We start from the raw sequence: 23,008 nt of genomic DNA on the forward strand, positions 1-23,008 counted from the left end.
AATATTAAGAAATTTATTCTTATTAACGTTCATAAAGAACTATGTTTTCCATGGCAAAGATAATGGTAGAGGAAAAAACTTATCCCGACATCATAAGAGAGATATGACACCGGGATAAGTAGAATATATATTCAAATAGAATCAAAATATACGAAACAAGATGCATATTTTTGCACTCTTTTGCATGATTAATTTTCTTGTTGCATCTATTTTCGTTATTCACCTATCAGGAGAATAGATAGATTCCGAACAAAATAATAGTATATCTAAAGTTTATACAGCTTTATGTAATCTTCCTTTTCAGAGATTATTTCGATTCATCAATCGTACAGATACTTACGCGATTCCAGTCCGGTTCTGAGAACATATCACCAATCCCCTGACCTTCGGCCGTAATTCGTGCAGCATCAATCTTATACTTTTTCACCAGAATAGTCTTAATAGCTTCGGCACGTGCTTTTGCCAGTTTCTCATTGAATGCCAGATTTCCTTCAGGAGAAGCATATCCTTTGATAACGACAGTTGTATTCACATGCTTATTCATATAAGAAGCTACTCGTTCTACATTGGGTAACTGCGATGCATCAACGACTGATTTTCCCTGTCGGAAAGTAATGATAGATTCAGGAATCCGACTGGTCTTTACAACCGTTTCAACAGGAACAACCTTATTACGACATTCATTTAGCTCACTTTGTAACTCGTTGACTTGCTGGTTGGCATTAATTAACTGGTTATCCTTGTTGTTTACCTGTGAACGAAGATCATTAATAGCAGAATTCAGATCGGCTATCTCAGCAGGATCATAAGGTTTGACTTTCGTAAAATGATGTGTCCCGTTACTTGTCATAAAATGGTAAGTGATTCCGGCCGTCAGTTCAAAAGCAGCGTTATTTACGTTAAAGCGGCTCTTTGCTGTATTAAAATCGCCTTCCATATCATATACAATAGCTGGTCTTACTCCTAATGTCCATGCCTTAGCCTCTCCTAAATTGAAGTTTAAATTCATGCCGAAACGAGTAGACCAGGAATTCTGATCTCCAGGACCGTTCATATAATAATGTAGCCAGCCCATACCAGCCAAAGCTTCAATTTCAAATAAACGGGGACTTCCCTGGTATCCCCCAAACAGATTCATCAAATTGACTTTACCTAACAAGCTGACATCAGAAGCATCAAATGCTGTCTTACTTTGAGTGGTGTTCACATATCCCATACCCTGAATACCCAAACCAAAAACAGGGGTAAGTTGCTTAGTTATTCCAAATCCGAAAGCTGGACGAGCATCTTTGAAGAATGAACTGTGAGTCAGAGGTGTCACAGCACCAGCATTAATTCCTATAGACCAGTTATCACCAAATTTAGTTCCCTGAAGAGCAGTCTCGCCTGTCTGAGCATTTGCTGTAAATGCTCCCAGTGCAAAAGCAGATACAATAATAAATTTTTTCATAATTAAAATACGTTAAGTTGGTTATAAAATAAACATATCGTACATTTCATGTTGAAAGTTTATTTATGAAGGTTAATCCTATATACTTACAACATATATATCTAATACATTTTCAAGCAGATACATTGTTTCAGTTTAAGAAATCAAACCTTCTTTTTAATTCAATATTTAAAACAATATTCGATATCGTTTTCATATTAAAAAACACAATATATTTAATTTTGGTTCGGGAGATTAAAACGAAATTAACATCTATTTTATTTTTAAGGAGGTGCAGAAGCACCCTTATATACTGTAGGAATACTTATATCTACTTGTATTTAATCATTGTTTTGATAAATCAACTATCTATCAAACACTGGTTAAAGTTATAGTTCATTAATGAATTATCTGTTAAAATAAAGCACATTATTAACATTTAATATTAACAATTACTTTTATTATGCAAGAATGTACACTTTTGATACACAAACTTGTACACTTTCACATAGCAAAAGTGTACAGTTAACACAATGAAAAGTGTACGCTCTTAAACCCAATGAAACAGCGCCTCTATTCTAACTAATAATCAGCTATTTATACTAACCACAACATTCAAATATCATTTTATATCTTATTTATACAAAAATCCATACTTACTTTTTTAACAACTAAGTTACTTCTCTAATTATTTTGAGCAATAATCTTATAACGATACATTGAAACAAAATTTTAGAAAAAATAAAAAGGCTCCCATCACGGGGAACCTTTTTATTAAAGATATGTTCTATTCAAATCAATAGCAATCTCAGTACAGCGGCAATCCATATCGCCCATCTACCACTTTTTCCAATTCAGTACTTAACTGTTGTACGCGTTTGGGCTGCTCTTTTGCCAGATTATTCTTTTCACCGACATCCTTTTTCAAATCATACAATTGTGGTTCCATACTGTTACCCAATTCGATATTCACAGTCTTATTATAAGCAGGGCCCTTACCGGGACGGACATATTTCCAACGCCCGTCTGTAATAGAAAGGTTGTTTTGTGCATTCTGCAATACCAGATAGTCACGTCCTTTCTTCTCTTTTCCCATCCAGGCAGCTTTCATTGGACGACTGTCCGGTGCTGCACCTTCGGGAAGAGCCTGATTCAACATCTGGGCAAAGGTAGCAAACCAGTCAATCTGGCAAAGTAATGCATCGGATACTCCCGGCTTAATCTGTCCCGGCCATCTCCAAATGCAAGGAACACGTGTTCCGGCTTCATAAATACTGTATTTACCACCCCGATATTCACCTCCGGGTTTATGATCGCCCAACAGTTCTACGGCCTGATCTTTATAACCGTCGTCAACCACAGGCCCATTATCACTGGAAATAATGACCAATGTGTTCTTATCCAATCCCAACTCTTCAAGAGTATTCAGGATCTCACCCACACTCCAGTCAAATTCCAATAGACAATCGCCACGAGGCCCCATGCCACTCTTACCTACGAATTGTGCTCCGGGAACACGAGGAACATGAGCATCTTGTGTGGCAAAATAAAGGAAGAAGGGACCATCTTTGTGCTTTTCAATAAAAGATACAGCTTTTCCGGTCAGTGTTTCGGCTATTTTATCATCTTTCCAAAGTGCCGACTTTCCACCTTTCATAAACCCGATACGGGAGATTCCGTTGACAATACTCATATCATGCCCGTGCGAAGGGTGCATAACCAACAACTCCGGATTATTCTTACCGGTAGGTTCACCCGGGAAGTTCTTTTTGTAACTCACCTGGATAGGATCGGCAGGATCAAGATTGATCACCTGGTCATTTTCTACAAATACACAAGGCACACGATCACCGGTGGCAGCCATAATAAACGAATAATCAAAACCAATATCATTAGTACCCGGTTTCAAGGGTTTGTTCCAATCCTGTTCGCCTCCCTTATCTCCCAGCCCAAGATGCCATTTACCTACCACTCCGGTTGCATAGCCACTTTGCTTAAACATATCCGGCATAGTATAACGTTCCGGCCGGATGATTGAAGCAGCGTCACCATCGGCAATACCTGTTCCGGCTTTACGCCAGGCATATTCGCCCGTAAGCATAGCATAACGGGAAGGGGTACTCGTAGCCGCCGCGCTATGTGCATTGGTGAAACGCACACCTTGGGCAGCAGCACGATCTACATTAGGAGTGTGGATCGTTTTTGCACCATTACAACTGAAATCACCGAAACCAATATCATCGGCATAAATAAAAACTACATTGGGACGCTGAGGTTCGTTATTTTGCGCAACAATCTGTTGAGCCAGACAAGGGGTTAAAACAAGAGGAAGTACAAAATATCTTTTTTCCATAATTAATTAATATTAGATTCCGAAACAAATATCGTCATTTACAAAGAGATTTACATCCTATATCAGTCAATACTTTTTCCGTACAATGAAAAAAAAGACGTTTATGGACATATTGATAGACAAATTTGGAAACAGAGAAAGGTTGTTTTTGATAATCTTGGAAATGGATAAACAAATACTTATCTTTGGACGTTAGATAGTTAATCACTAAAACTATATAAGTTATGAAATTTTTTATCGACACAGCCAATCTGGAGCAGATACGCGAGGCATATGCACTCGGAGTGCTCGACGGAGTTACTACCAATCCTTCGCTCATGGCAAAGGAGGGAATCAAAGGTACCGAAAATCAACGTAAACATTATGTTGAAATATGCAATATTGTAGGCGGTGATGTAAGTGCGGAAGTGATAGCCACCGATTACGAAGGAATGATTCGCGAAGGTGAAGAACTTGCAGCACTCAATCCCCATATTGTAGTAAAAGTGCCTTGTATTGCCGAAGGTATTAAGGCTATTAAATATTTTACAGAAAAGGGTATCCGTACCAACTGTACACTGGTCTTCTCCACCGGGCAGGCACTATTGGCAGCCAAAGCAGGAGCTACCTACGTATCTCCCTTTGTTGGTCGGCTGGATGATATTTGTGAAGATGGCGTAGGCTTAGTTGCCGAAATCGTACGAATGTACAGATTTTATAATTATAAAACTCAGGTACTGGCTGCCTCCATACGCAGTACAAAAAATATTATGGACTGTGTAGAGGCCGGTGCAGATGTAGCCACTTGTCCGCTAAGCGCCATCAAGGGGTTGCTCAACCATCCATTGACAGATTCCGGACTCAAAAAGTTTCTGGAGGACTATAAAAAGGTAAACGGATAAAAATCCGGGCCAAACAATTTCCTGAGTCTGCCGTTATACTTAATAAAAACAAGATATAACTATGGACTTAGGAAATTGGATGAATAAGATTCTCATCGGATGGGGAGTAGACCCAAAGATAGCTAACACTTTCGATGAGGCTATTATCGCTGTTTTAATGATTTGTATTGCTGTGGGGCTTGATTATCTCTGCCAAAGTATTTTTGTTGGCGGGATGAAGAAGTACACCAAGCACTCTCCCCATGTATGGAATACATTATTGATGAAACGACGTGTATTTCATAACCTCATACATACCATTCCAGGCATATTGATATATGCACTGCTTCCGATGGCTTTCGTCAGAGGAAAAGAGTTACTGCTCATTTCGCAAAAGATATGTGCTATTTACATTATCATGTCTTTATTGCTCGCTCTGAACGGAGTTCTGCTAATGATATTGGATGTATATACAGAGAAAGCGACAGCGAAAAATCGTCCGATGAAAGGCTTCATCCAGGTATTACAGGTTCTTCTCTTCTTCGTTGGTGGTATTATCATGATTGCTATCCTCGTTAATAAATCTCCTGCCAGCCTGTTTGCCGGATTAGGTGCTTCGGCAGCCATTCTGATGTTGGTATTTAAAGATACAATTCTTGGTTTTGTAGCAGGTATTCAGCTTTCTGCCAACGATATGGTACGTTTGGGCGACTGGATCACTCTCCCTTCAGGAAATGCCAATGGAGTGGTGCAGGAAATCACATTGAATACCGTAAAAATTCAGAATTTCGATAATACCATCTCTACAGTTCCTCCATACAGTTTGGTGAGTAACCCGTTCCAAAACTGGCGTGGAATGGTAGAATCGGGTGGACGGCGTGTTATGAAGAATATCACACTCGACCTCACCACTTTGAAGTTCTGTACCCCGGAAATGCTGGATAACTTTCGGAAAGAGATTCCTTTATTGGCCGACTACCAACCGGAAGAAGGGGTAATACCTACAAACTCACAAGTTTACCGCGTCTACATAGAACGTTATCTATGCAGCCTGCCTGTAGTCAATCAGGACCTGGACCTGATTATCAGCCAGAAAGAAGCAACCGAATATGGTGTACCCATCCAGGTATACTTCTTTTCCCGCAACAAGATATGGAAAGAATATGAACGAATCCAGTCTGATATCTTCGACCATCTGCTCGCAATGGTTCCGAAGTTTGAACTCAAAGTATATCAATATTCAGATTAAGAGGTCCGCTTATGGCTCTCTTTATACTGAGTAGGTGTCTCTCCTGTGTATTGCTTGAACGCTGTACTAAAATAACGTGAGGTAGAGAATCCTGTACGCTCTGCTATCTCTGTAAAGTTGAGGTCAGTAGTAGTAATAAGCTGTATTGCCCTTTCCAGTCTGAACTTATTGATATAATCATTGGCTCCCATATCCGTCAAGGCTTTCAGCTTATTATACAATGTAGCGCGACTCATATACATCTCTTTACAGAGAAATGCAATATCCAGTACTGAACTATCCAGATTTTCTGCAATAACTTTATTCAGCTTCAGAAGGAAAGTTTCATCTGCCTGGCTGAAAGTACTTTCCTCCGGTGCCGGCAATAACCCTGCATTGAGATAACGTACTTTAGTTTGCTCTCTGTTGCGCAAACGACTGCGAATCAGTTCCAATAACATTTCTTCCTCAAACGGTTTGGTCAGATAACCATCTGCACCAATCTTGTATCCGTGCAACTGACTTTGTTCGTCATCACGTGCAGTGAGCAAAATAACCGGTATATGGCTGATGTCAATATTCTCTTTTATCTGTTTACAGAGTTCATATCCGTTCATACGTGGCATCATCACATCACTGACTACAATGTCGGGCTGGTACCTCCGAACGATTTCCAAAGCCTCTACACCATCTGCAGCAGTATATACTTGCTTGAAGTGTACTTTCATGGTATCTTTCAGGAAATCAATCAAATCCTGATTATCATCTACTACAAGCAATGAATAATCCTTCGTCTGAAAAGTATTTGTTTCTGTATTTTTTTCTTCGTTATCATCCGTTATCAATTCGTTCAGATAGGCTTTGGGCTGACAAATAATCTCCTCTGATACTACCTGAAGCGGAAGTTCAAAGAAAAAAGTGGCACCAGCTGTATCATTGTCTTTGGCACCAATACTACCTCCATGCAGCTCTGCCAATATTTTGGAATAAGACAAACCAATACCCGTACCATTCCTTTCACCACTTCCCTGGTAGAATCGGGTGAAGAGTTTATGTATATCTACCTGTTTCAATCCACAACCCTGATCGGCTACGGAAACGCGAACCGACTGCTCATCCGGCAGCAGCTGCGTTTGAATCAAAATTTCACCACCCTCCGGACTATGTTTTAAGGCATTAATCAATAAATTGGTAAGAATGATCTCACATTTCTCCCTGTCAAAACTAACCACTGTAATCTGTTCATCCAACTGATAGCGTATATGTACGTTCCGTGCTTCTCCTTCACTTATAAAATCGGCAGAAACCTCTAACACCCAGTCATTCAACTGCTGTGGGTAGACCTGCAACTTACTGACTCCAACCTCCATTTTTCGTAAATCCAACACCATATTAAGCAAGTCTCTCATACGCTGTGACTGCCTGTAAATTCCTTTAAGCGGAACATAATTGGAGTCTGTAGGTGCCAAAGATTTCAAAATACGATTGAGTGGTGCATGTATCAATGTCAATGGCGTACGAAGTTCATGACTAATATTAATAAGAAAACGTACTTTTTCTTCATACATTTGCTTTTCATGCTCTTTCATCGCCCACTTTAACTTGTTTTCTTTACGGCGCATAGTGACCAGAAAAACCTGAATAATGACACCGGATACAAGTAATATACAACATAGGATAAACCACCACGTCTGATACCACGGTGGTAATATGGTCAAACTCAAAACTTGTTGTAAAGGAGTCCAGTTTCCGTCTTTTGTACTGCATGAAGCCATAATCCGATAATCTCCGGGAGGTAACGAACGAATGACTAACTCCGAACTATAGGAATCAATGTACTGGTTATTCAATCCGACAATCTGGTAACGATATATTTTCTGACGGAAAATATCTTTCTCACAAGACATTACACGAACCGCAATAGACTTACTGCTCCAGGATACGGAAATACCGGTGGGATTTGCACTTAACGCATCATTTACCGACTCTCCGTTAATCAGTACATCCGTCAACTGCATTTGTGGATACTCTGAACTTTCTACCGGCAAATTCTTGTCTATCCTCAACAGTCCTCTGATGCCACCCATATAAATATCTCCCCGGGTAGAAATCAGTCTGGGTTTAGACAAATATTCGTTTATAAAAACTCCGTCCGATTCGCCAAACAGAATAAACCTCTTTTCATTGACAAGCCATGCAAACAACATATTGTCCGCACCTATCCATATTTTACCTCTCTGATCACACATTATGGAGGTGATCTCACCAAAAAGCGAGGTAGGTAAATGATTGTACTGACGGGTTTCCGGATTATAACTGCTCAGCCCCTGGTTGCTGCCAATCCAGAAGACACCACGTTCGTCCCGTGATACGGCATTGATAAGCGTATCTTTGCCACAGGTATACACCGTATGTAGCTTATTAGTAGAGTGATTTAATACGTAAATTCGTCTCAGATCACAAAAATAACTTACCTCTGCTTCATGGGCTACCGGAAGAATTGTCCCGACCAAATCACTTCCTTCCTCTTCGATAGCTGCTTCAACCTTTCCGGAAGCGATATCATACCGGTAAATATGAGAGCCAAGCAATAGCACAGAACCCGAAGATACCTGACAAACATTTACTGTCTTCCCACTATACCGGAGCAGATTGTTTATTTCTTCGTTGTCAATGACCAACGGTTTGAGAGTTCCCGTCGATTTGTTAAAGACAAACAATCCTTTGGAGAAAAGAGAAAGTAACAATTCATTAGGCGTATAGCCGGTAACAGAGGCAACCTTAGCCTTCCAGGTAGTAGGATAATGCCGGAATTTCTCTGATTCAGGATTTAATCTGTTCAGACCACCTCCATCCGTACCAATCCATATATCATCGGATACAGAATCCTGGTATAGACTAAGAACAGCATTATCACTTAACCCGTCATCATTCCCTGGTACTACATCCGTATAGGTTTTCATCGATATTTCACGAATATTGATCAGACCACCCCGGATACTACCTGCCCACATATTATTATTGACATCATTGTGCAGATATAAAATAGAATTTACAGGCAGGGAATAGCTATTACCGGGAATATGCTCAAGAATAGACATTTCTTTTGATTCGGGATCTAATATATTAATTCCTCCCCCATCGGTCCCTATCCAGAGATGATCATCTCTTTCGGTCATACACAGAACAACATCGTTATTGAGTTGAGAATTCTGAGTTGTATAAGAGGCCAGTAAAGTACCGTCTTTTGAGAAACACCGGATTCCATTATTATAGGGAGCCACCCAAATACGCTGCCGGGAGTCTATCATTATTTCCATAATCTCCTTGCCACAATCAAAAGGAGGAGAAGTTACTTGTCCGGAACGGAGATTAAGCAGTAAAACACCTTGCCAGCGACTGGCACAAAGCAGTGTTTCTGCATCCCACATGCCAATAAACGAAATGGAGAATTGAGTATCGGAAGTAAAATCCTGAAGAAGAGTGAAGGAATCATCTTTATAGCTATAAAAGTAGATTTTATTTCGTGCACCAAACAAGATCCCCTGATTTATTCTACATGAAGCATTAACTATTATATTCTGATTGTTCCGGTTTTTAATAACATCAAAATCATCGCTTTTGCGTCGGTAACGGGCTATCCCTTTATCTGTCATAATCCAAATGTTATGCAGACTGTCCTCCATAATCTGATGAACATGATTATGAGGTAATGAATTGGGATTGTCAGACTGATGTATATAACGTTTTAACTCATGCCCGTCGAAACGGCCCAAACCAGCTTTTGTCCCGATCCATACAAATCCTTTCTTTTCGGCATAAATACACCGCACCGTAGAGGGTAAACCCTCATTTAAGGATATCTGTTTGAAATAATAATGACTGGCTTTCAAACCATTAGAATAAAGAAACAAGCCTATTATCAAACAAAAGAGACGAAAGTTATTAGATATTTTCATAAGTAAGATTCGTATGTGATCAGGGCAAAAATAAACGTTTCTTTCTCTTTTACCAAAAAAAGAGTATTAAAAGAGTGGCCAATTCGGATCATCCGTATGAGCTTCCAGCATGATAGCTTTCAATTCTTCTGCCTTTTCCGGATATTTATTCAGTAGATTATACTTCTCAGAAGGGTCTGCCGCCAGATTATAAAGTTCATAATATGGCTTTTCACCACGGATATTCATGTGCACTAATTTCCACACTCCCTTGCGTACCGCCTGACGCCCATTCAGTTCCTGAAACCCGAAATACAGGTATTCATGTTCTTTCTGTCCTTTTCTATTTTCAAGCAAAGGAAGCATGCTCACACCATCCATCTCTTTGACAGCAGCTTTTGGATTCAAAAGCTCTTCAAAAGTAGGCATAAGATCCCAGAAAGAACACATAAAATTTGTTTCCGTACCCGCCTGGATATGTCCCGGCCAGGAAATGATCATAGGAACACGAATTCCTCCCTCATACAAATCGCGCTTATAACCACGCCAGATACCATTACTATTAAAGAAATCCGGATCGGCTCCCCCTTCTCTATGAGGCCCGTTATCACTGGCGAAGATAATAATCGTATTATCGTATATTCCTTTATCCTTCAGCTTTTGTACCAATTGGCCAACGTATACATCGAGCCGATAGACCATTGCAGCAAATGTAGCACGGGGATTGAGTTGAGTACAATACCCTCCTTTACGAAATGCCGGGCTTCCGGGTTCAAAGCCTTTGTATGGAACCTCCGGAAATTTACCACGAAATTTATTTATAATACTATCTTCGGGTACAATCAGTTCGGCATGTGGAATGATAGTAGGATAAAACAAGAAGAAAGGTTCTTCCTGCTTCCTGTTATCTAAAAAAGAAAGTGCTTTAGAATGAATCAAATCCTGAGAATAGGTTCCTTTGCCATATTCCACTTCCAACACATTATCTTTGAGTTCAATACGTTGATCGTTTTCCCATAAATGATCGGGATAATAACTATGAGCCAGTAACTGACAGTTATAACCATAAAAATGATCGACGCCTTGTTTATTAGGATCACCTGTGGAACCAACGAATCCTAATCCCCACTTACCAAACGTACCGGTTTCATAACCTGCATCTTTGAACAAATGAAAAATAGTACGGGAGTCTGCCGGTAAAGGAAACTGCCCTTCGGGATTTAATTCCTTATTTCCCCGGATAGCTGTATGACCGCTATGAGTACCTGTCAACAGGCATGATCGTGAAGGAGCACTGACCGTTGTACCGGAATAACATTGCGTGAAACGCATTCCATTCTGAGCTAACAGATCGATATTGGGAGTATCAAATTTTTCTTGCCCGTAACAGCTCAGATCACCGTAACCCAGGTCATCAGCCAGAATAAAAACAACATTAGGACGTTGGGGAGTTTTTGATTTCTTTTTCTGTGCAAAGCCCGGTTGAATTCCGGAAAAACCGATAAGTAATACACTTCCGTATAAAATTTTGTTTCTCATTATGTACTAATATTTAAGATTTTCGTCACAAAGATAAGGTTTTCTATGAAAAGGCTTTTCCATTTTTGTCTTTTGATATGTTCGAATTTGTCTAAAGTCGTCCTATCCGGATTTTATTATCCGTTTTTCAAAGAAAGCCTGATACTAAGAAAATAAATCACACGTTATTATTACAATTGAATAATCATCTTTGCTAAATTATTAATCATATTTATATGAAAAAGCTCTATTTATCTATTCTGGCTGCCCTATTCATTGTAGGTGCCCGCGCAGAGAAGCCTGATAACACTCCCTCTCTTTCCATCTGGTTTGATACTCCCAACAACCTTGACGGACGCGCTATCTGGCAAAGAGCCGATGGTAAAGGTGAAAACCCGGATAAAGCCTGGGAAACAAGTTCACTACCTTTGGGAAACGGTAGTCTTGGAGCCAATATTATGGGTTCTATTGCTGCCGAACGTATTACATTAAACGAAAAGACCCTATGGAAGGGCGGACCAAATACTTCCGGCGGAGCAGACTATTATTGGAATGTAAATAAACAGTCGGCACCAATATTAAAAGAGATACGCCAGGCATTCACAGATGGTGACCAAAAACAGGCAGAGACATTGACCCGCAAAAATTTTAATGGTCTGGCAGCTTATGAAGAAAAGGACGAGACTCCTTTCCGCTTCGGTTCGTTCACTACCATGGGAGAGGTATATGTGGAAACCGGATTAAGTGAAATCGGCATGAGTGATTACAAACGTATTTTGTCATTGGATTCAGCCATGGCAACAGTCTGTTTCCTTAAAGACGGAATTAAATATCAAAGGAACTATTTCATCTCTTATCCGGACAGTGTGATGGTGATGAGATTTACTGCGGATAAACCGGGAATGCAAAATCTCACATTCAGCTACAGTCCCAATACTGAGGCACAAGGAAAGATAGAAGCAGATGGAACAAACGGTCTTTGCTACGCCGGAAAGCTAAATAACAATCAAATGAAGTTTGCACTTCGGTTCCGCGCCATAAACAAAGGAGGAACAGTAAGAGTTGAAAACGGAAAACTCGTGATAAAAGATGCAAACGAAGTTGTCTTTCTACTCACAGCCGATACGGATTATAAAATGAACTTTAACCCGGACTTCAACACTCCGGAAACGTATGTGGGAAATAACCCGGCAGAAACTACCCGAAACATGATGAAGCAAGCGGAAGCAAAGACTTACGAAGCACTTTACCTTCGCCATCAAAATGACTATACCGCACTCTTCAACCGTGTGAAATTGAGTCTGAACCCTCAAATGCCCATTGCAGACCTACCTACTGATCAACGGCTGAAGCATTATCGCCAGGGAACCCCGGACTACTATTTAGAACAACTTTATTATCAATACGGACGTTATCTGCTGATAGCCAGTTCACGTCCCGGAAATATGCCGGCAAACCTGCAAGGTATATGGCACAATAACCTGGATGGCCCATGGAGGGTAGATTATCATAACAACATTAACATCCAGATGAACTACTGGCCTGCCTGTTCTACCAATCTGGACGAATGTATGTTACCTCTAATCGACTTTATACGTGGATTAGTGAAACCCGGAGAAAAAACAGCAAAGGCGTATTTTAATGCACGTGGATGGACGGCTTCTATTTCTGCAAACATCTTTGGATTCACCGCTCCCCTATCCAGTGAACAGATGGAGTGGAACTTCAACCCAATGGCCGGCCCCTGGCTGGCTACACACATCTGGGAATATTATGATTATACGCGCGACAAAAAATTTCTTTCAGAAATAGGATATCCACTGATAAAAAGTAGTGCACAGTTCACTGCTGACTACTTGTGGCATAAACCGGATGGAACATATACAGCAGCCCCTTCTACTTCTCCGGAACATGGTCCGGTGGATCAAGGAGCTACCTTCGTACATGCAGTCGTACGGGAAATCCTTTCAGATGCTATTTCAGCAAGTAAGATATTAGGAGTAGACGCAAAAGAGCGCAAACAATGGGAAAATATATTAAAGAACCTGGTTCCTTATCAGATTGGCCGATACGGACAACTGATGGAATGGTCAGCAGATATTGATGATCCCGACGACAAACACCGCCACGTTAACCACTTATTCGGGTTACACCCGGGACATACTCTATCTCCCATTACGACTCCGGAATTGGCTCAGGCTGCCAAAGTAGTATTGCAACACCGTGGTGATGGTGCTACCGGTTGGAGTATGGGGTGGAAGTTAAATCAATGGGCAAGGTTACAAGATGGAAATCACGCCTATATGTTATTCGGAAATTTATTAAAGAACGGAACTTTAGATAATCTGTGGGATACTCATGCTCCCTTCCAGATTGATGGAAACTTCGGAGGGACAGCAGGCATTACAGAGATGTTGGTACAAAGCCATATGGGATTTATTCAATTGTTGCCGGCACTTCCTGATGCCTGGAAAGAAGGTTCAATCAATGGCATTTGTGCCAAAGGTAATTTTGAGGTCTCTATCGCCTGGGAAAATAACCAACTAAAAGAAGCAACTGTCACATCAAAAGCCGGAACACCTTGTACTATTAAATATGGTGACCAAACTCTCTCATTCAAAACTCAGAAAGGACAGAGTTACAAGATTGTAGGAGAAGGGGGGAAAATTAGGAGGGAGTGATGAGTGAAGTGATGAGTGATTAGTGATGAGTGATTAGTGATGAGTGATTAGTGGCTACGCTATTATGCCGCATGGCACTAATCACTCATCACTAATCACTCATCACTATTTATCACGCTATCGTCACCGCCGGATCAAGATAAACATCCTGAATGGCATTCAATAATTCGACACCTTTATTCATAGGCTTTTGGAAAGCTTTACGTCCACTAATCAGCCCCATACCTCCGGCGCGTTTATTAACAACAGCTGTAACTACGGCATCTCTTAAATCGGAAGAACCATGAGATTCTCCACCGGAATTTATTAATCCAACGCGTCCCATATAGCCATTGGCTACCTGATAGCGGCAAAGATCAATAGGATGTTCCGAAGCTAACTGTGTATACATACGCTCGTCTGTTTTACCAAAACCGATAGCAGTAAAGCCACCATTGTTTACAGGAAGTTTCTGTTTTACAATATCAGCTTTGATAGTCACACCAAGGCGGTCAGCCTGTCCGGTAAGGTCAGCAGCAGCATGATAATCCACACCATCTTTCTTGAAATCGCTATTACGCAAATAACACCACAAGATAGTTGCCATACCTAATTCATGGGCGTAATCAAACGCTTCGGCTATCTCCACCAATTGACGCCGGCTCTGTTCTGAACCGAAATAAATAGTAGCACCTACGGCTACAGCTCCCATTTCCCAGGCTTCCTTCACAGTGCCAAACAGTACCTGATCATACGTAGTAGGATAGCTTAATAATTCGTTATGATTCAGCTTCACCACAAAAGGAATCTTATGTGCATACTTACGTGCCACAGCACCCAATATACCAAAGGTAGAAGCTACGGCGTTACATCCTCCTTCAATAGCCAGTTTCACAATGTTCTCCGGATCGAAATAAATCGGATTCGGAGCAAAGGAAGCACCCGCAGTATGTTCAATATCCTGATCAACAGGAAGAATAGAAACATAACCGGTATTGGCCAGGCGACCATGTCCGAGAATCGTTTGCAAACTACGTAAAGTCTGTATATTACGGTCTGAATCTATCCAAATACGATCAATCGTTTCGGAAGAAGGAATGTGAATCATCGATTTATCTATAGTCTTGCAAGTATGGTCAAGGTAATATGCGGCCTTGTCACCCAATAAATCTGTTATTTTACTCATAATGTTGTTTTTTAAAATTAATAAAACCAGTAGTTAAAAGTTAGCACCCCAACTACTTTTTCTTGCCCTGATTAGCCACTGCTTCCATCAGTTTTTTTATCTCTTCAGGATCACCCAGAAAATAATCATTCACCAGATTGAGATCATCGTCGAACTCGAAAACATAAGGTACTGCTGTCGGAAGATTTAAATTCACAATATCTTCATCAGAGATATGTTTCAGATGTTTGATAATCCCTCGTAAACTGTTTCCATGGGCTACAACAAGTAACTGATCAGCGGTTTTCAGATTTGGAAAAATGATACACTTCCAGTAAGGCATAATACGCTCAATGGTTTCTTTAAGAGACTCCGTACGGGGTAATTCGGTATCAGGAACTTCTTTATAGCGATTTTCGAAACGAGGATTACGCGAATCATCTTCTGCCAATGCATGAGGAGCTACATCATAACTACGACGCCAAACCAACACTTGTTCATCGCCATATTTAGCAGCCGTTTCAGCTTTATTCAATCCTTGCAATGCACCGTAATGTTTCTCATTCAAACGCCAGGTTTTCTCTACCGGAATCCAATCCTGATCTAACTTATCCAATGCACAATTTAATGTCTTCACTGCCCGCTTAAGATAAGAGGTGTAGGCTTTATCAAAATTAAAACCATTTTCTTTCAGTAACTCACCTGCTCTGTTGGCTTCGGCAATGCCTTTTTCCGTAAGGTCTACATCTGTCCATCCGGTGAAACGATTCTCTTTATTCCACGCACTTTCTCCGTGGCGAAGCAAAACTATTTTTTTCATCTATCATTACTCCTTTCTGTTTTAGTATACAACACTTTTAGCAAGAGCAAAGTTCACTATAACAGATAAAGTTGTCAATACCCAAAAATACCGATTTATTATTTCCTTTCTCAATTCAAATGCGTACTTTTACAGCGTTAAAAAACACCGAATAAAAAGATACCACTTTGAAGACGAACAAACAGTCAGACAGCGAATTTTTCTTTAAGCTGATGAACAAAGCAAATATGGGATGGTGGGAAGCCGATTTAAAAACTGAAAGTTATATCTGCTCCGAATTCATTTCCAACATATTAGGACTCGATAGTGACGGAATCATCAGTTTTGAAGACTTCAATAAACGTATTTTGAAAGAAGACCAAAATCATACCAGTCCACTTTCTTCCATTGAAATACAGCAAACGATTGAAGAAGTATACCTTCTTGACACTCCCAAAGGCAGTGTGTGGATACGTAGTAAAAAATGTTTCGAGGAGACTGATGAAGAAGGAAATACAAAAATATATGGTATCGCCGAGGCACAAGACGGGCCTAATATGACTACTGCCTATCAGGCGCTGAAGAACAGTGAACGCATTCTGCATAATATTTACAAAAACCTTCCGGTAGGTATCGAACTATATAACAAAGAAGGCTACCTGATAGACCTCAATAAAAAAGAGTTGGATTTATTTCATATTCCCGGAAAACAAGAAGTTTTAGGAATCAATATTTTCGATAACCCCATATTTCCGGAAGAGATAAAAGAAAAGGTAAGAAATCACGAGGACGCAGATGTCACATTCCGTTATGAGTTCTCCAAATTGAATGGATATTATAAATCCCAGCAGAGCCAAGGCACGATAGATTTAATGACAAAGGTTACTACTCTGTATGATAATAACAGGAATCCCATAAACTACCTGTTAATCAACGTAGATAAAACCGAAGATACACTGGCATATAATAAAATCCAGGAGTTTAAAAGTTTCTTTGATCTTGTTGGCGATTATGCTAAAGTGGGGTATGCACATTTTGACGGATTAAGCCGGGATGGATACGCACTGAAAAGCTGGTTTAGGAATGTAGGAGAAAAAGAGGGTACCCCACTAACAGAAATTATCGGCATTCATTCTCATTTTCATCCTGAAGACCGTGCCGTAATGATCAACTTCCTTGATGAAGTAGTGAAAGGTACTGCTTCGAAATTATGCCGGGACGTTCGTATTCGCCGGGAAGACGGCCATTACACATGGACACGCGTGAATGTGCTTGTCAGGAACTATCGTCCACAGGATAATATCATAGAGATGCTATGTATTAACTTTGATATTACCGAACTCAAAGAAACTGAAATGAAACTTACTAAGGCCAAAGAAAAAGCAGAAGAGTCTGACCATCTGAAATCAGCCTTTTTAGCCAATATGAGCCACGAAATACGTACGCCTCTAAATGCAATTATAGGTTTCTCAAGCTTGTTACAAGCAACTACCGACTCAGAAGAAAAGAAGCAATATGTAGATATCATAGAAGAAAACAACCGGTTACTGTTACAGTTAATTTCAGACATTCTCGACCTGTCCAAAATAGAATCCGGTACTGTTGAAATGTGTCTGGGAAAAATGGAAGTACGGCAACTCTGTGTCGACCTGATAAGTACATTGCGAATCAGGGCTGAAAAAAATGTAGAGTTACGTATTGCTCCAAACTTACCCAAACTACATATTATAAGCGACAGAAACAGAATACATCAGGTATTAATGAATTTCGTGACCAATGCTATGAAATTCACCTCGGAGGGAAGCATTACTTTGGGATATGAAATTTGTGAGAAAGAAGTAAAATTCTATGTAAAAGATACAGGCATCGGCATTGAACCGGAAAAACAAAAAGAAGTATTCGAACGCTTCGTCAAGCTCAATTCTTTTATTCCGGGTACCGGCTTAGGACTTTCCATCTGTCAAAGCATTGTCACACAATTAGGCGGTAAAATTGGTCTTGAATCAGAACCGGGTAAAGGTTCTTGTTTTTGGTTCACTCACCCGCTAAACTAAATAACGCTTTGACATATTTTAGTGGATAGAAGTCGCAAATATTCATTACACCTGAAAGAAGTAAACATTGCTCTTCTATCCACTAAAATTCCATTCATAACTTGAAGAATCCAAAAGAGAACCCTATTCTTATCTATTTCTTTTCAAGAAAATACGATCTGAAATTACATCCGGTAACTCAGACTCATAATGTGTCACCATGATCATCGTTTTGTCCCGTCGACGGCAAAAAGCTTCAATCACCTTCTTCACTCGCCGGCGATTAAATGTATCGAGTCCATGAAGTGGCTCATCCAGAATCAGTAACTCAGGATCCTTAACAAATGCACGTGCCAATAATGCCAGGCGTTGTTCACCACTCGATAACTGCAGGAAAGGTTTATCTTTTAACCGGACAATGCCGAAAATATCCATCCACCATTCACATATCGCTATCTGCTCCTGTTGCGGACGTTTATAAAGTCCGATACTATCATGCAATCCGCTTGCCACAATCTCAATAGTAGGCAGATTTTTCAAATAAGCCCGGTGCATTTCAGGACTCACATAACCAATGTGCTTTTTTATCTCCCAAATACTTTCTCCCGTACCGCGTTTACGCCCAAACAAGCTGATATCACAAGCATACGACTGTGGATTGTCGGCACAAACAAGACTGAGCAAAGTAGACTTTCCTGCACCATTCTCTCCACTGAGCGCCCATTTTTCACCCCGACGTACAACCCAGTCAAGCTCTTTAAGAATAATACGGTCTCCATAACGAATACTGACTTTATTTAATCTTACGACCTCTTCCGAATCATAATTCGTACTTTCGTAAGGCAAATCAATAATACGTTGCTGTAGTTCTGTGAACGATTCTTCGATCGCATGTTCGCGATATCTCTCCAAATAGTCTTCACGAGGTATTTTATCATACACAGTCAAATGATCTACAGGAATAACGTGAGTTATAAACGAAGGTACATCGTCCAACATTGATAGTATGAGAACGATCTGTACAGACGACAACTTCGTAAGACGTTCGAGCAGACTGAAAAGCAGTTCACGCGTAGGTGCATCCAATCCTATAAAAGGATTATCCATAACAAGTACCCGTGGAGAAGTAAGCAACGCTTTTGTCAGCTGAAACTTTCTTAATTCCCCACTCGAAAGCAGAATTATCTTCTTATCCAGCATTGGTTCAATGCGAAACAGTTCAAACAATTCCTGTTTCAGAGCCTCATCTTTTATCTCTCCCAACATTTCACGAACCTCGGGTGCATCCTCCTGATCGTGCGCATTCCAACGCTGCTGATAGTAATAATTGGCATCCGCTGCCCCATAAGTATCACGAAAAGCAATATATTTTACATTGTCATATACCGTATTGGTAACAGACGGAGAGAAGTCGTACACTAAACTTCCTTCCTTTAGCGGATACTTTCCCAAAAGCGTATCCACCAACAAGCTCTTTCCACCTCCATTAGGTCCCACCACAGCAATATGTTCTCCTGCTGACAGTGCCACCGTTACCGGTTGTGCCAAACGAATAAGCGGGTTGCGTGTTACGCCCCCCGCTATACTAATAGTATTCTGTATCATCTGTCTTATTTATACATTATCAATGCCGACTGTGCAGGAACAGTAACTTCTGGTCCGTACAACATTCCCATACCACGGCTATCAATTGCTCCATCACGGCAAACTACTGTATATTTACCTTCCGGTACCGTCAACTTCGCCGGAGTATTACGTGAATTATAGGCCACAACAATCTCTTCCCATTTATCTCCGTTAGCATGATCTTTCAAACGGAATGCCACCAGGTTACTACCTTCTACAGGAATAAATTCCAGATGCTTACGTACCAGATCAGCATCTCCCATACGAAAAGCAGGATGTGATTTGCGTAAGTCTATCAACCGTTTGTAGTACGTAAACACATCGTTATTTGTTGTTTTGCGTTTCCAATCGATAGCATTAATAGAATCCGGACTCTCATAACTATTGTGTACTCCCTTTTTATCACGCATGACCTCTTCGCCTGCCTGAATAAAAGGCACACCTTGTGAAGTAAATACTACTGTCTGAGCCAGTTTGTCCAAACGTGCCAATAAATCCGGAGTAATTTCCGGGACGCTTGATTTCAAACGATCTACCAGACACATATCATCGTGACAAGATACATAGCTAATCATTTGGGTAGGCTGTAATGCCCACGGTGCCTTACTATAATTCACCGAATCATAATTAATTTGCGGATGTTGGATAGCTCCCACGATACCAAATTTCAGACTTTCTTCTCCTCCGGGTAGCCCAGCGAGGAATGCACCTTTATGATTATCATTGAAAGGGCCTCTCAACCCATCGCGTAATTCATCTGAGAATGCAGCAATGCCTGGCATCTCATGCACATTTGCCTTCATAGCCAACGAATCGGCCGGATATTCAGGAGCCTCAGCCGCCCATCCTTCTCCATATATATAAATAGAAGGATCTACTTTATCCACCGCTTTACGAATCTCGTTCATTGTCTCTATATCGTGAATTCCCATCAGGTCAAAACGAAAGCCATCGATATGATATTCATTAATCCAGTACAATACCGATTCAATCATATATTTACGCATCATGGCACGGTCACTTGCAGTCTCATTCCCGCAACCGGAACCATTGGCCAATGTTCCGTCTTCCTTATGACGATAAAAATAGCCGGGGGCAGTACGTTCAAAGTTACTGTCGGCCGTGTTGAATGTATGATTGTAGACCACATCAAGTACTACACGGATACCTGCTTTGTGCAGAGCCTGCACCATCTGTTTGAATTCCTTAATACGTACAGCTGGATTGTATGGATCAGTAGAGTATGAACCATCCGGTACATTATAATTCTGAGGATCATATCCCCAGTTATATTTATTCTCGTTCAGCTTTGTTTCATCCACGGAAGCATAATCATAAGATGGCAATAGATGTACATGGGTCACTCCCAACTCTATCAAATGATCTATTCCCGTCAACAATTTATCAGGATTCATTGTACCATGCTCTGTCAATGCAAGGAATTTTCCTTTATTCTTAATCCCCGAAGCAGAATCTACCGAAAAGTCCCGGTGATGCATCTCATAAAGAATAATATCCGCCGGCGACTTCAATCCCGGACGGGTATCTGTATCCCATCCTTTAGGGTCGGTATCCCTCATATTGATAATTGCAGCACGTTTACCATTCACACCTACCGCTTTGGCATTAATTCCGGGGGTATCGCCCAACCACTTATCATTCACTTTCACATTGAAAGTATAAAATTTCCCCAGTAAGTCCTTATCCACTGTAACCGTCCAGGTACCTTCTTCACCCGATACTAATGGCACTGTTTCATAAGCATGCCCACCTTCTCCGGCCTCAAACAACATCAACCGTACTTCATCTGCGGTTGGAGCCCAAAGAGAAAACTTTGTAGCAGCAGGTGTATATTCCATCTCCGTCAGATTTCCCGAACGTACGGGGTACAGTTCATAAGAAGTATATTCCTTTTTTGCAGGAGTACAACTCATTGCCACAACTGTTGTCACTCCAATTATTGCCAGATAATTAAACTTCATAGTATCCTTAATATATTTAAAATTCAAATTTCCTGTTTTTAAAACATTCACCTCACCTTATCCGGATTCTTAGCTATAAAATCTTTCCATCCGTGGTAACCTTTCTCTATCGTAGGGCGTCCCATCTGAAGGAAATGACAATAAGCTGCTGCCAATCCGTCTGTAGCATCCATAAAGACAGGCATTTCCTCCTTTGCCAAATGGAGCATTCGTTGCAACATATCCGCCACCTGCTCTTTAGACGCTTGACCATTACCTGTAATTGCCATTTTTATTTTCAGCGGAGCATACTCCGTAATCGGAATATCTCTGCTCAATGCTGCTGCCATTGCCACTCCCTGCGCACGTCCAAGCTTCAGCATCGACTGTACATTTTTCCCAAAGAAGGGTGCCTCAATGGCCAGTTCATCCGGCAAATAACTCTCAATAATACTTAATACACGTTCGTGTATATGTCTAAGTTTCAAATAGTGATCACCAAATTTTCGCAAGTCGATAACTCCCATAGCAACCATTTCAGGCTTTGTGCCCGTTACTCGCAAAATCCCATATCCCATAATGGTAGTACCAGGATCAATGCCCAGAATTATCTTTTCTTTGACCGGCTGTATCACTGTATTACCTCCATCAGTGTAGGAAATCCAATAGCTTTATCTTTAAATGTTTTTGATAATTCTTCATTCAGTTTCACCCCTTGCTCCAAATGCCAGCGATGCAACACTCCACTACTCTCCACTTCCCACTGTAAAGAATAAGATGTACCCTCATCCCGATGGCTTAGTATCCGACAAAGACGTGGTGACTTCAACGCTCCATGTTTCTCTATTTCAGGGATATAACATTCTTTGATCCATATCAAAAAATTATCGTGAATCTCATCATCCACTTGAAAGGTTGTATTATAGATAAGCATATTTTCTTTTTTGATTATTATTTACCGCAAACATAGCAATTATTTCAGAATAATGCATTATATTTGCGCCACGAAAACGGAACAAAGCCTGCAATCGTTGACGTAACTTAATTGGGGGGTTAGCTCATCTGGCTAATTTTTAGACCCATATAAAACTCTATAAATCAAAAACATACGATTAAATCTTATTTTTTCATAGCAATTTTATATCAATTCTTGTATAAGGCTGTCCGGGTCGTCAGTTTCTTCGGGAATTAAATCAGGAGTCCCCTCTTCCTCCGGTTCCGGTATCATTTCTTCCGGTATTTGTAATTCCGGATTTAACACCCAATCTGGAATTTCCAATTTGTTCTTCTCGATAAAATCGTTCATTTCCGATTCAGTATCGAATTCTGCGTACTCGGAATTCGCGGAAGGATATACCTTACCGCTATTCTCTTTAATGATCGCTTGTACTGTCCCATCGTTATAGATAAGAACATAGGGTTTTGTTAATACTATCAT

The 23,008-nt window shown here is 40.5% G+C and carries 15 protein-coding genes; 4 read left to right on the top strand and 11 right to left on the bottom strand.

The window, feature by feature from the left end; all coding sequences use genetic code 11:
* Positions 1–307 precede the first annotated feature (307 nt).
* Both ACESQI_RS09115 and ACESQI_RS09120 read right to left on the bottom strand, forming a co-directional pair.
* Positions 308–1,450 carry an OmpA family protein gene (locus tag ACESQI_RS09115; RefSeq protein ID WP_373125854.1) on the bottom strand — a complete coding sequence of 381 codons (1,143 nt, stop codon included), beginning with the start codon at positions 1,448–1,450 and terminating at the stop codon, positions 308–310.
* Positions 1,451–2,237: 787 nt separating this feature from the next.
* A complete protein-coding gene (locus ACESQI_RS09120) occupies positions 2,238–3,782 on the bottom strand; it encodes an arylsulfatase (RefSeq protein WP_007486417.1) in 1,545 nt (514 codons plus the stop codon).
* 224 nt (positions 3,783–4,006) lie between these two features.
* On the opposite strand from ACESQI_RS09120, the gene fsa reads away from it, so the two are divergent.
* Both fsa and ACESQI_RS09130 read left to right on the top strand, forming a co-directional pair.
* Positions 4,007–4,663, top strand: a complete 657-nt coding sequence (gene fsa, locus ACESQI_RS09125; protein WP_002561134.1) for a fructose-6-phosphate aldolase — start codon at positions 4,007–4,009, stop codon at positions 4,661–4,663.
* Positions 4,664–4,724: 61 nt separating this feature from the next.
* A complete protein-coding gene (locus ACESQI_RS09130) occupies positions 4,725–5,891 on the top strand; it encodes a mechanosensitive ion channel family protein (protein ID WP_002561133.1) in 1,167 nt (388 codons plus the stop codon).
* Here ACESQI_RS09130 and ACESQI_RS09135 read toward each other — a convergent pair.
* Together ACESQI_RS09135 and ACESQI_RS09140 are read right to left on the bottom strand one after the other, a co-directional pair.
* Positions 5,888–9,829, bottom strand: a complete 3,942-nt coding sequence (locus ACESQI_RS09135; protein WP_373125856.1) for a response regulator — start codon at positions 9,827–9,829, stop codon at positions 5,888–5,890. The genes ACESQI_RS09130 and ACESQI_RS09135 overlap by 4 nt on opposite strands.
* Before the next feature lie 66 nt (positions 9,830–9,895).
* Positions 9,896–11,347, bottom strand: coding sequence for an arylsulfatase (locus ACESQI_RS09140; RefSeq protein WP_373125858.1), 1,452 nt, complete (start codon positions 11,345–11,347; stop codon positions 9,896–9,898).
* 215 nt (positions 11,348–11,562) lie between these two features.
* Here ACESQI_RS09140 and ACESQI_RS09145 point away from each other — a divergent pair, with 215 nt between their 5' ends.
* Positions 11,563–14,007: a glycoside hydrolase N-terminal domain-containing protein gene (locus tag ACESQI_RS09145; protein WP_373125860.1), complete on the top strand. Its 2,445-nt coding sequence runs from the start codon at positions 11,563–11,565 to the stop codon at positions 14,005–14,007.
* Positions 14,008–14,119: 112 nt separating this feature from the next.
* Here the strand turns inward: ACESQI_RS09145 and ACESQI_RS09150 are convergent, their stop codons facing one another.
* Positions 14,120–15,172 (bottom strand): class I fructose-bisphosphate aldolase, encoded by a 1,053-nt coding sequence (locus ACESQI_RS09150; RefSeq protein WP_007486405.1) that lies wholly within the window; start codon positions 15,170–15,172, stop codon positions 14,120–14,122.
* A gap of 52 nt (positions 15,173–15,224) precedes the next feature.
* The gene (gpmA, locus tag ACESQI_RS09155; RefSeq protein ID WP_303071069.1) at positions 15,225–15,971 is read right to left on the bottom strand and encodes a 2,3-diphosphoglycerate-dependent phosphoglycerate mutase; all 747 of its coding nucleotides are present in this window, start codon (positions 15,969–15,971) and stop codon (positions 15,225–15,227) included.
* A gap of 212 nt (positions 15,972–16,183) precedes the next feature.
* Between gpmA and ACESQI_RS09160 the strand changes: the two genes are divergently transcribed.
* Complete coding sequence (locus ACESQI_RS09160) at positions 16,184–18,004, top strand: PAS domain-containing sensor histidine kinase (protein ID WP_373125953.1); 1,821 nt, start codon at positions 16,184–16,186, stop codon at positions 18,002–18,004.
* 129 nt (positions 18,005–18,133) lie between these two features.
* Here the strand turns inward: ACESQI_RS09160 and ACESQI_RS09165 are convergent, their stop codons facing one another.
* The 5 genes from ACESQI_RS09165 to ACESQI_RS09185 all read right to left on the bottom strand — a co-directional run bounded on the left by ACESQI_RS09165 (position 18,134) and on the right by ACESQI_RS09185 (position 23,008).
* Complete coding sequence (locus tag ACESQI_RS09165; RefSeq protein ID WP_373125862.1) at positions 18,134–19,588, bottom strand: ATP-binding cassette domain-containing protein; 1,455 nt, start codon at positions 19,586–19,588, stop codon at positions 18,134–18,136.
* 5 nt (positions 19,589–19,593) lie between these two features.
* The gene (gene pulA, locus ACESQI_RS09170; protein ID WP_373125864.1) at positions 19,594–21,591 is read right to left on the bottom strand and encodes a type I pullulanase; all 1,998 of its coding nucleotides are present in this window, start codon (positions 21,589–21,591) and stop codon (positions 19,594–19,596) included.
* A gap of 47 nt (positions 21,592–21,638) precedes the next feature.
* Positions 21,639–22,205 (bottom strand): crossover junction endodeoxyribonuclease RuvC, encoded by a 567-nt coding sequence (gene ruvC / locus ACESQI_RS09175; protein WP_002561125.1) that lies wholly within the window; start codon positions 22,203–22,205, stop codon positions 21,639–21,641.
* Complete coding sequence (locus tag ACESQI_RS09180) at positions 22,202–22,504, bottom strand: DUF4286 family protein (RefSeq protein WP_195661358.1); 303 nt, start codon at positions 22,502–22,504, stop codon at positions 22,202–22,204. The genes ruvC and ACESQI_RS09180 overlap by 4 nt, the downstream gene beginning before the upstream one ends.
* Positions 22,505–22,708: 204 nt before the next feature.
* Entirely contained in the window at positions 22,709–23,008 is a 300-nt protein-coding gene (locus ACESQI_RS09185; RefSeq protein ID WP_373125866.1) for a hypothetical protein, read from the bottom strand.

Origin of the sequence: Bacteroides sp. HPS0048, assembly GCF_964240755.1 — a bacterium.
Lineage (GTDB): Bacteria > Bacteroidota > Bacteroidia > Bacteroidales > Bacteroidaceae > Bacteroides > Bacteroides nordii.

What these genes read in the sequence shown, in the direction of transcription:
- ACESQI_RS09120 (WP_007486417.1), bottom strand. Translation starts at nt 3,782, where the DNA reads ATGGAAAAAAGATATTTTGTACTTCCTCTTGTTTTAACCCCTTGTCTG.
- ACESQI_RS09140 (WP_373125858.1), bottom strand. Translation starts at nt 11,347, where the DNA reads ATGAGAAACAAAATTTTATACGGAAGTGTATTACTTATCGGTTTTTCC.
- ACESQI_RS09145 (WP_373125860.1), top strand. Translation starts at nt 11,563, where the DNA reads ATGAAAAAGCTCTATTTATCTATTCTGGCTGCCCTATTCATTGTAGGT.
- ACESQI_RS09115 (WP_373125854.1), bottom strand. Translation starts at nt 1,450, where the DNA reads ATGAAAAAATTTATTATTGTATCTGCTTTTGCACTGGGAGCATTTACA.
- ACESQI_RS09180 (WP_195661358.1), bottom strand. Translation starts at nt 22,504, where the DNA reads ATGCTTATCTATAATACAACCTTTCAAGTGGATGATGAGATTCACGAT.
- ACESQI_RS09135 (WP_373125856.1), bottom strand. Translation starts at nt 9,829, where the DNA reads ATGAAAATATCTAATAACTTTCGTCTCTTTTGTTTGATAATAGGCTTG.
- ACESQI_RS09160 (WP_373125953.1), top strand. Translation starts at nt 16,184, where the DNA reads ATGAACAAAGCAAATATGGGATGGTGGGAAGCCGATTTAAAAACTGAA.
- ACESQI_RS09165 (WP_373125862.1), bottom strand. Translation starts at nt 19,588, where the DNA reads ATGATACAGAATACTATTAGTATAGCGGGGGGCGTAACACGCAACCCG.
- ACESQI_RS09130 (WP_002561133.1), top strand. Translation starts at nt 4,725, where the DNA reads ATGGACTTAGGAAATTGGATGAATAAGATTCTCATCGGATGGGGAGTA.
- fsa (WP_002561134.1), top strand. Translation starts at nt 4,007, where the DNA reads ATGAAATTTTTTATCGACACAGCCAATCTGGAGCAGATACGCGAGGCA.
- ACESQI_RS09185 (WP_373125866.1), bottom strand. Translation starts at nt 23,008, where the DNA reads ATGATAGTATTAACAAAACCCTATGTTCTTATCTATAACGATGGGACA.
- ACESQI_RS09150 (WP_007486405.1), bottom strand. Translation starts at nt 15,172, where the DNA reads ATGAGTAAAATAACAGATTTATTGGGTGACAAGGCCGCATATTACCTT.
- pulA (WP_373125864.1), bottom strand. Translation starts at nt 21,591, where the DNA reads ATGAAGTTTAATTATCTGGCAATAATTGGAGTGACAACAGTTGTGGCA.
- gpmA (WP_303071069.1), bottom strand. Translation starts at nt 15,971, where the DNA reads ATGAAAAAAATAGTTTTGCTTCGCCACGGAGAAAGTGCGTGGAATAAA.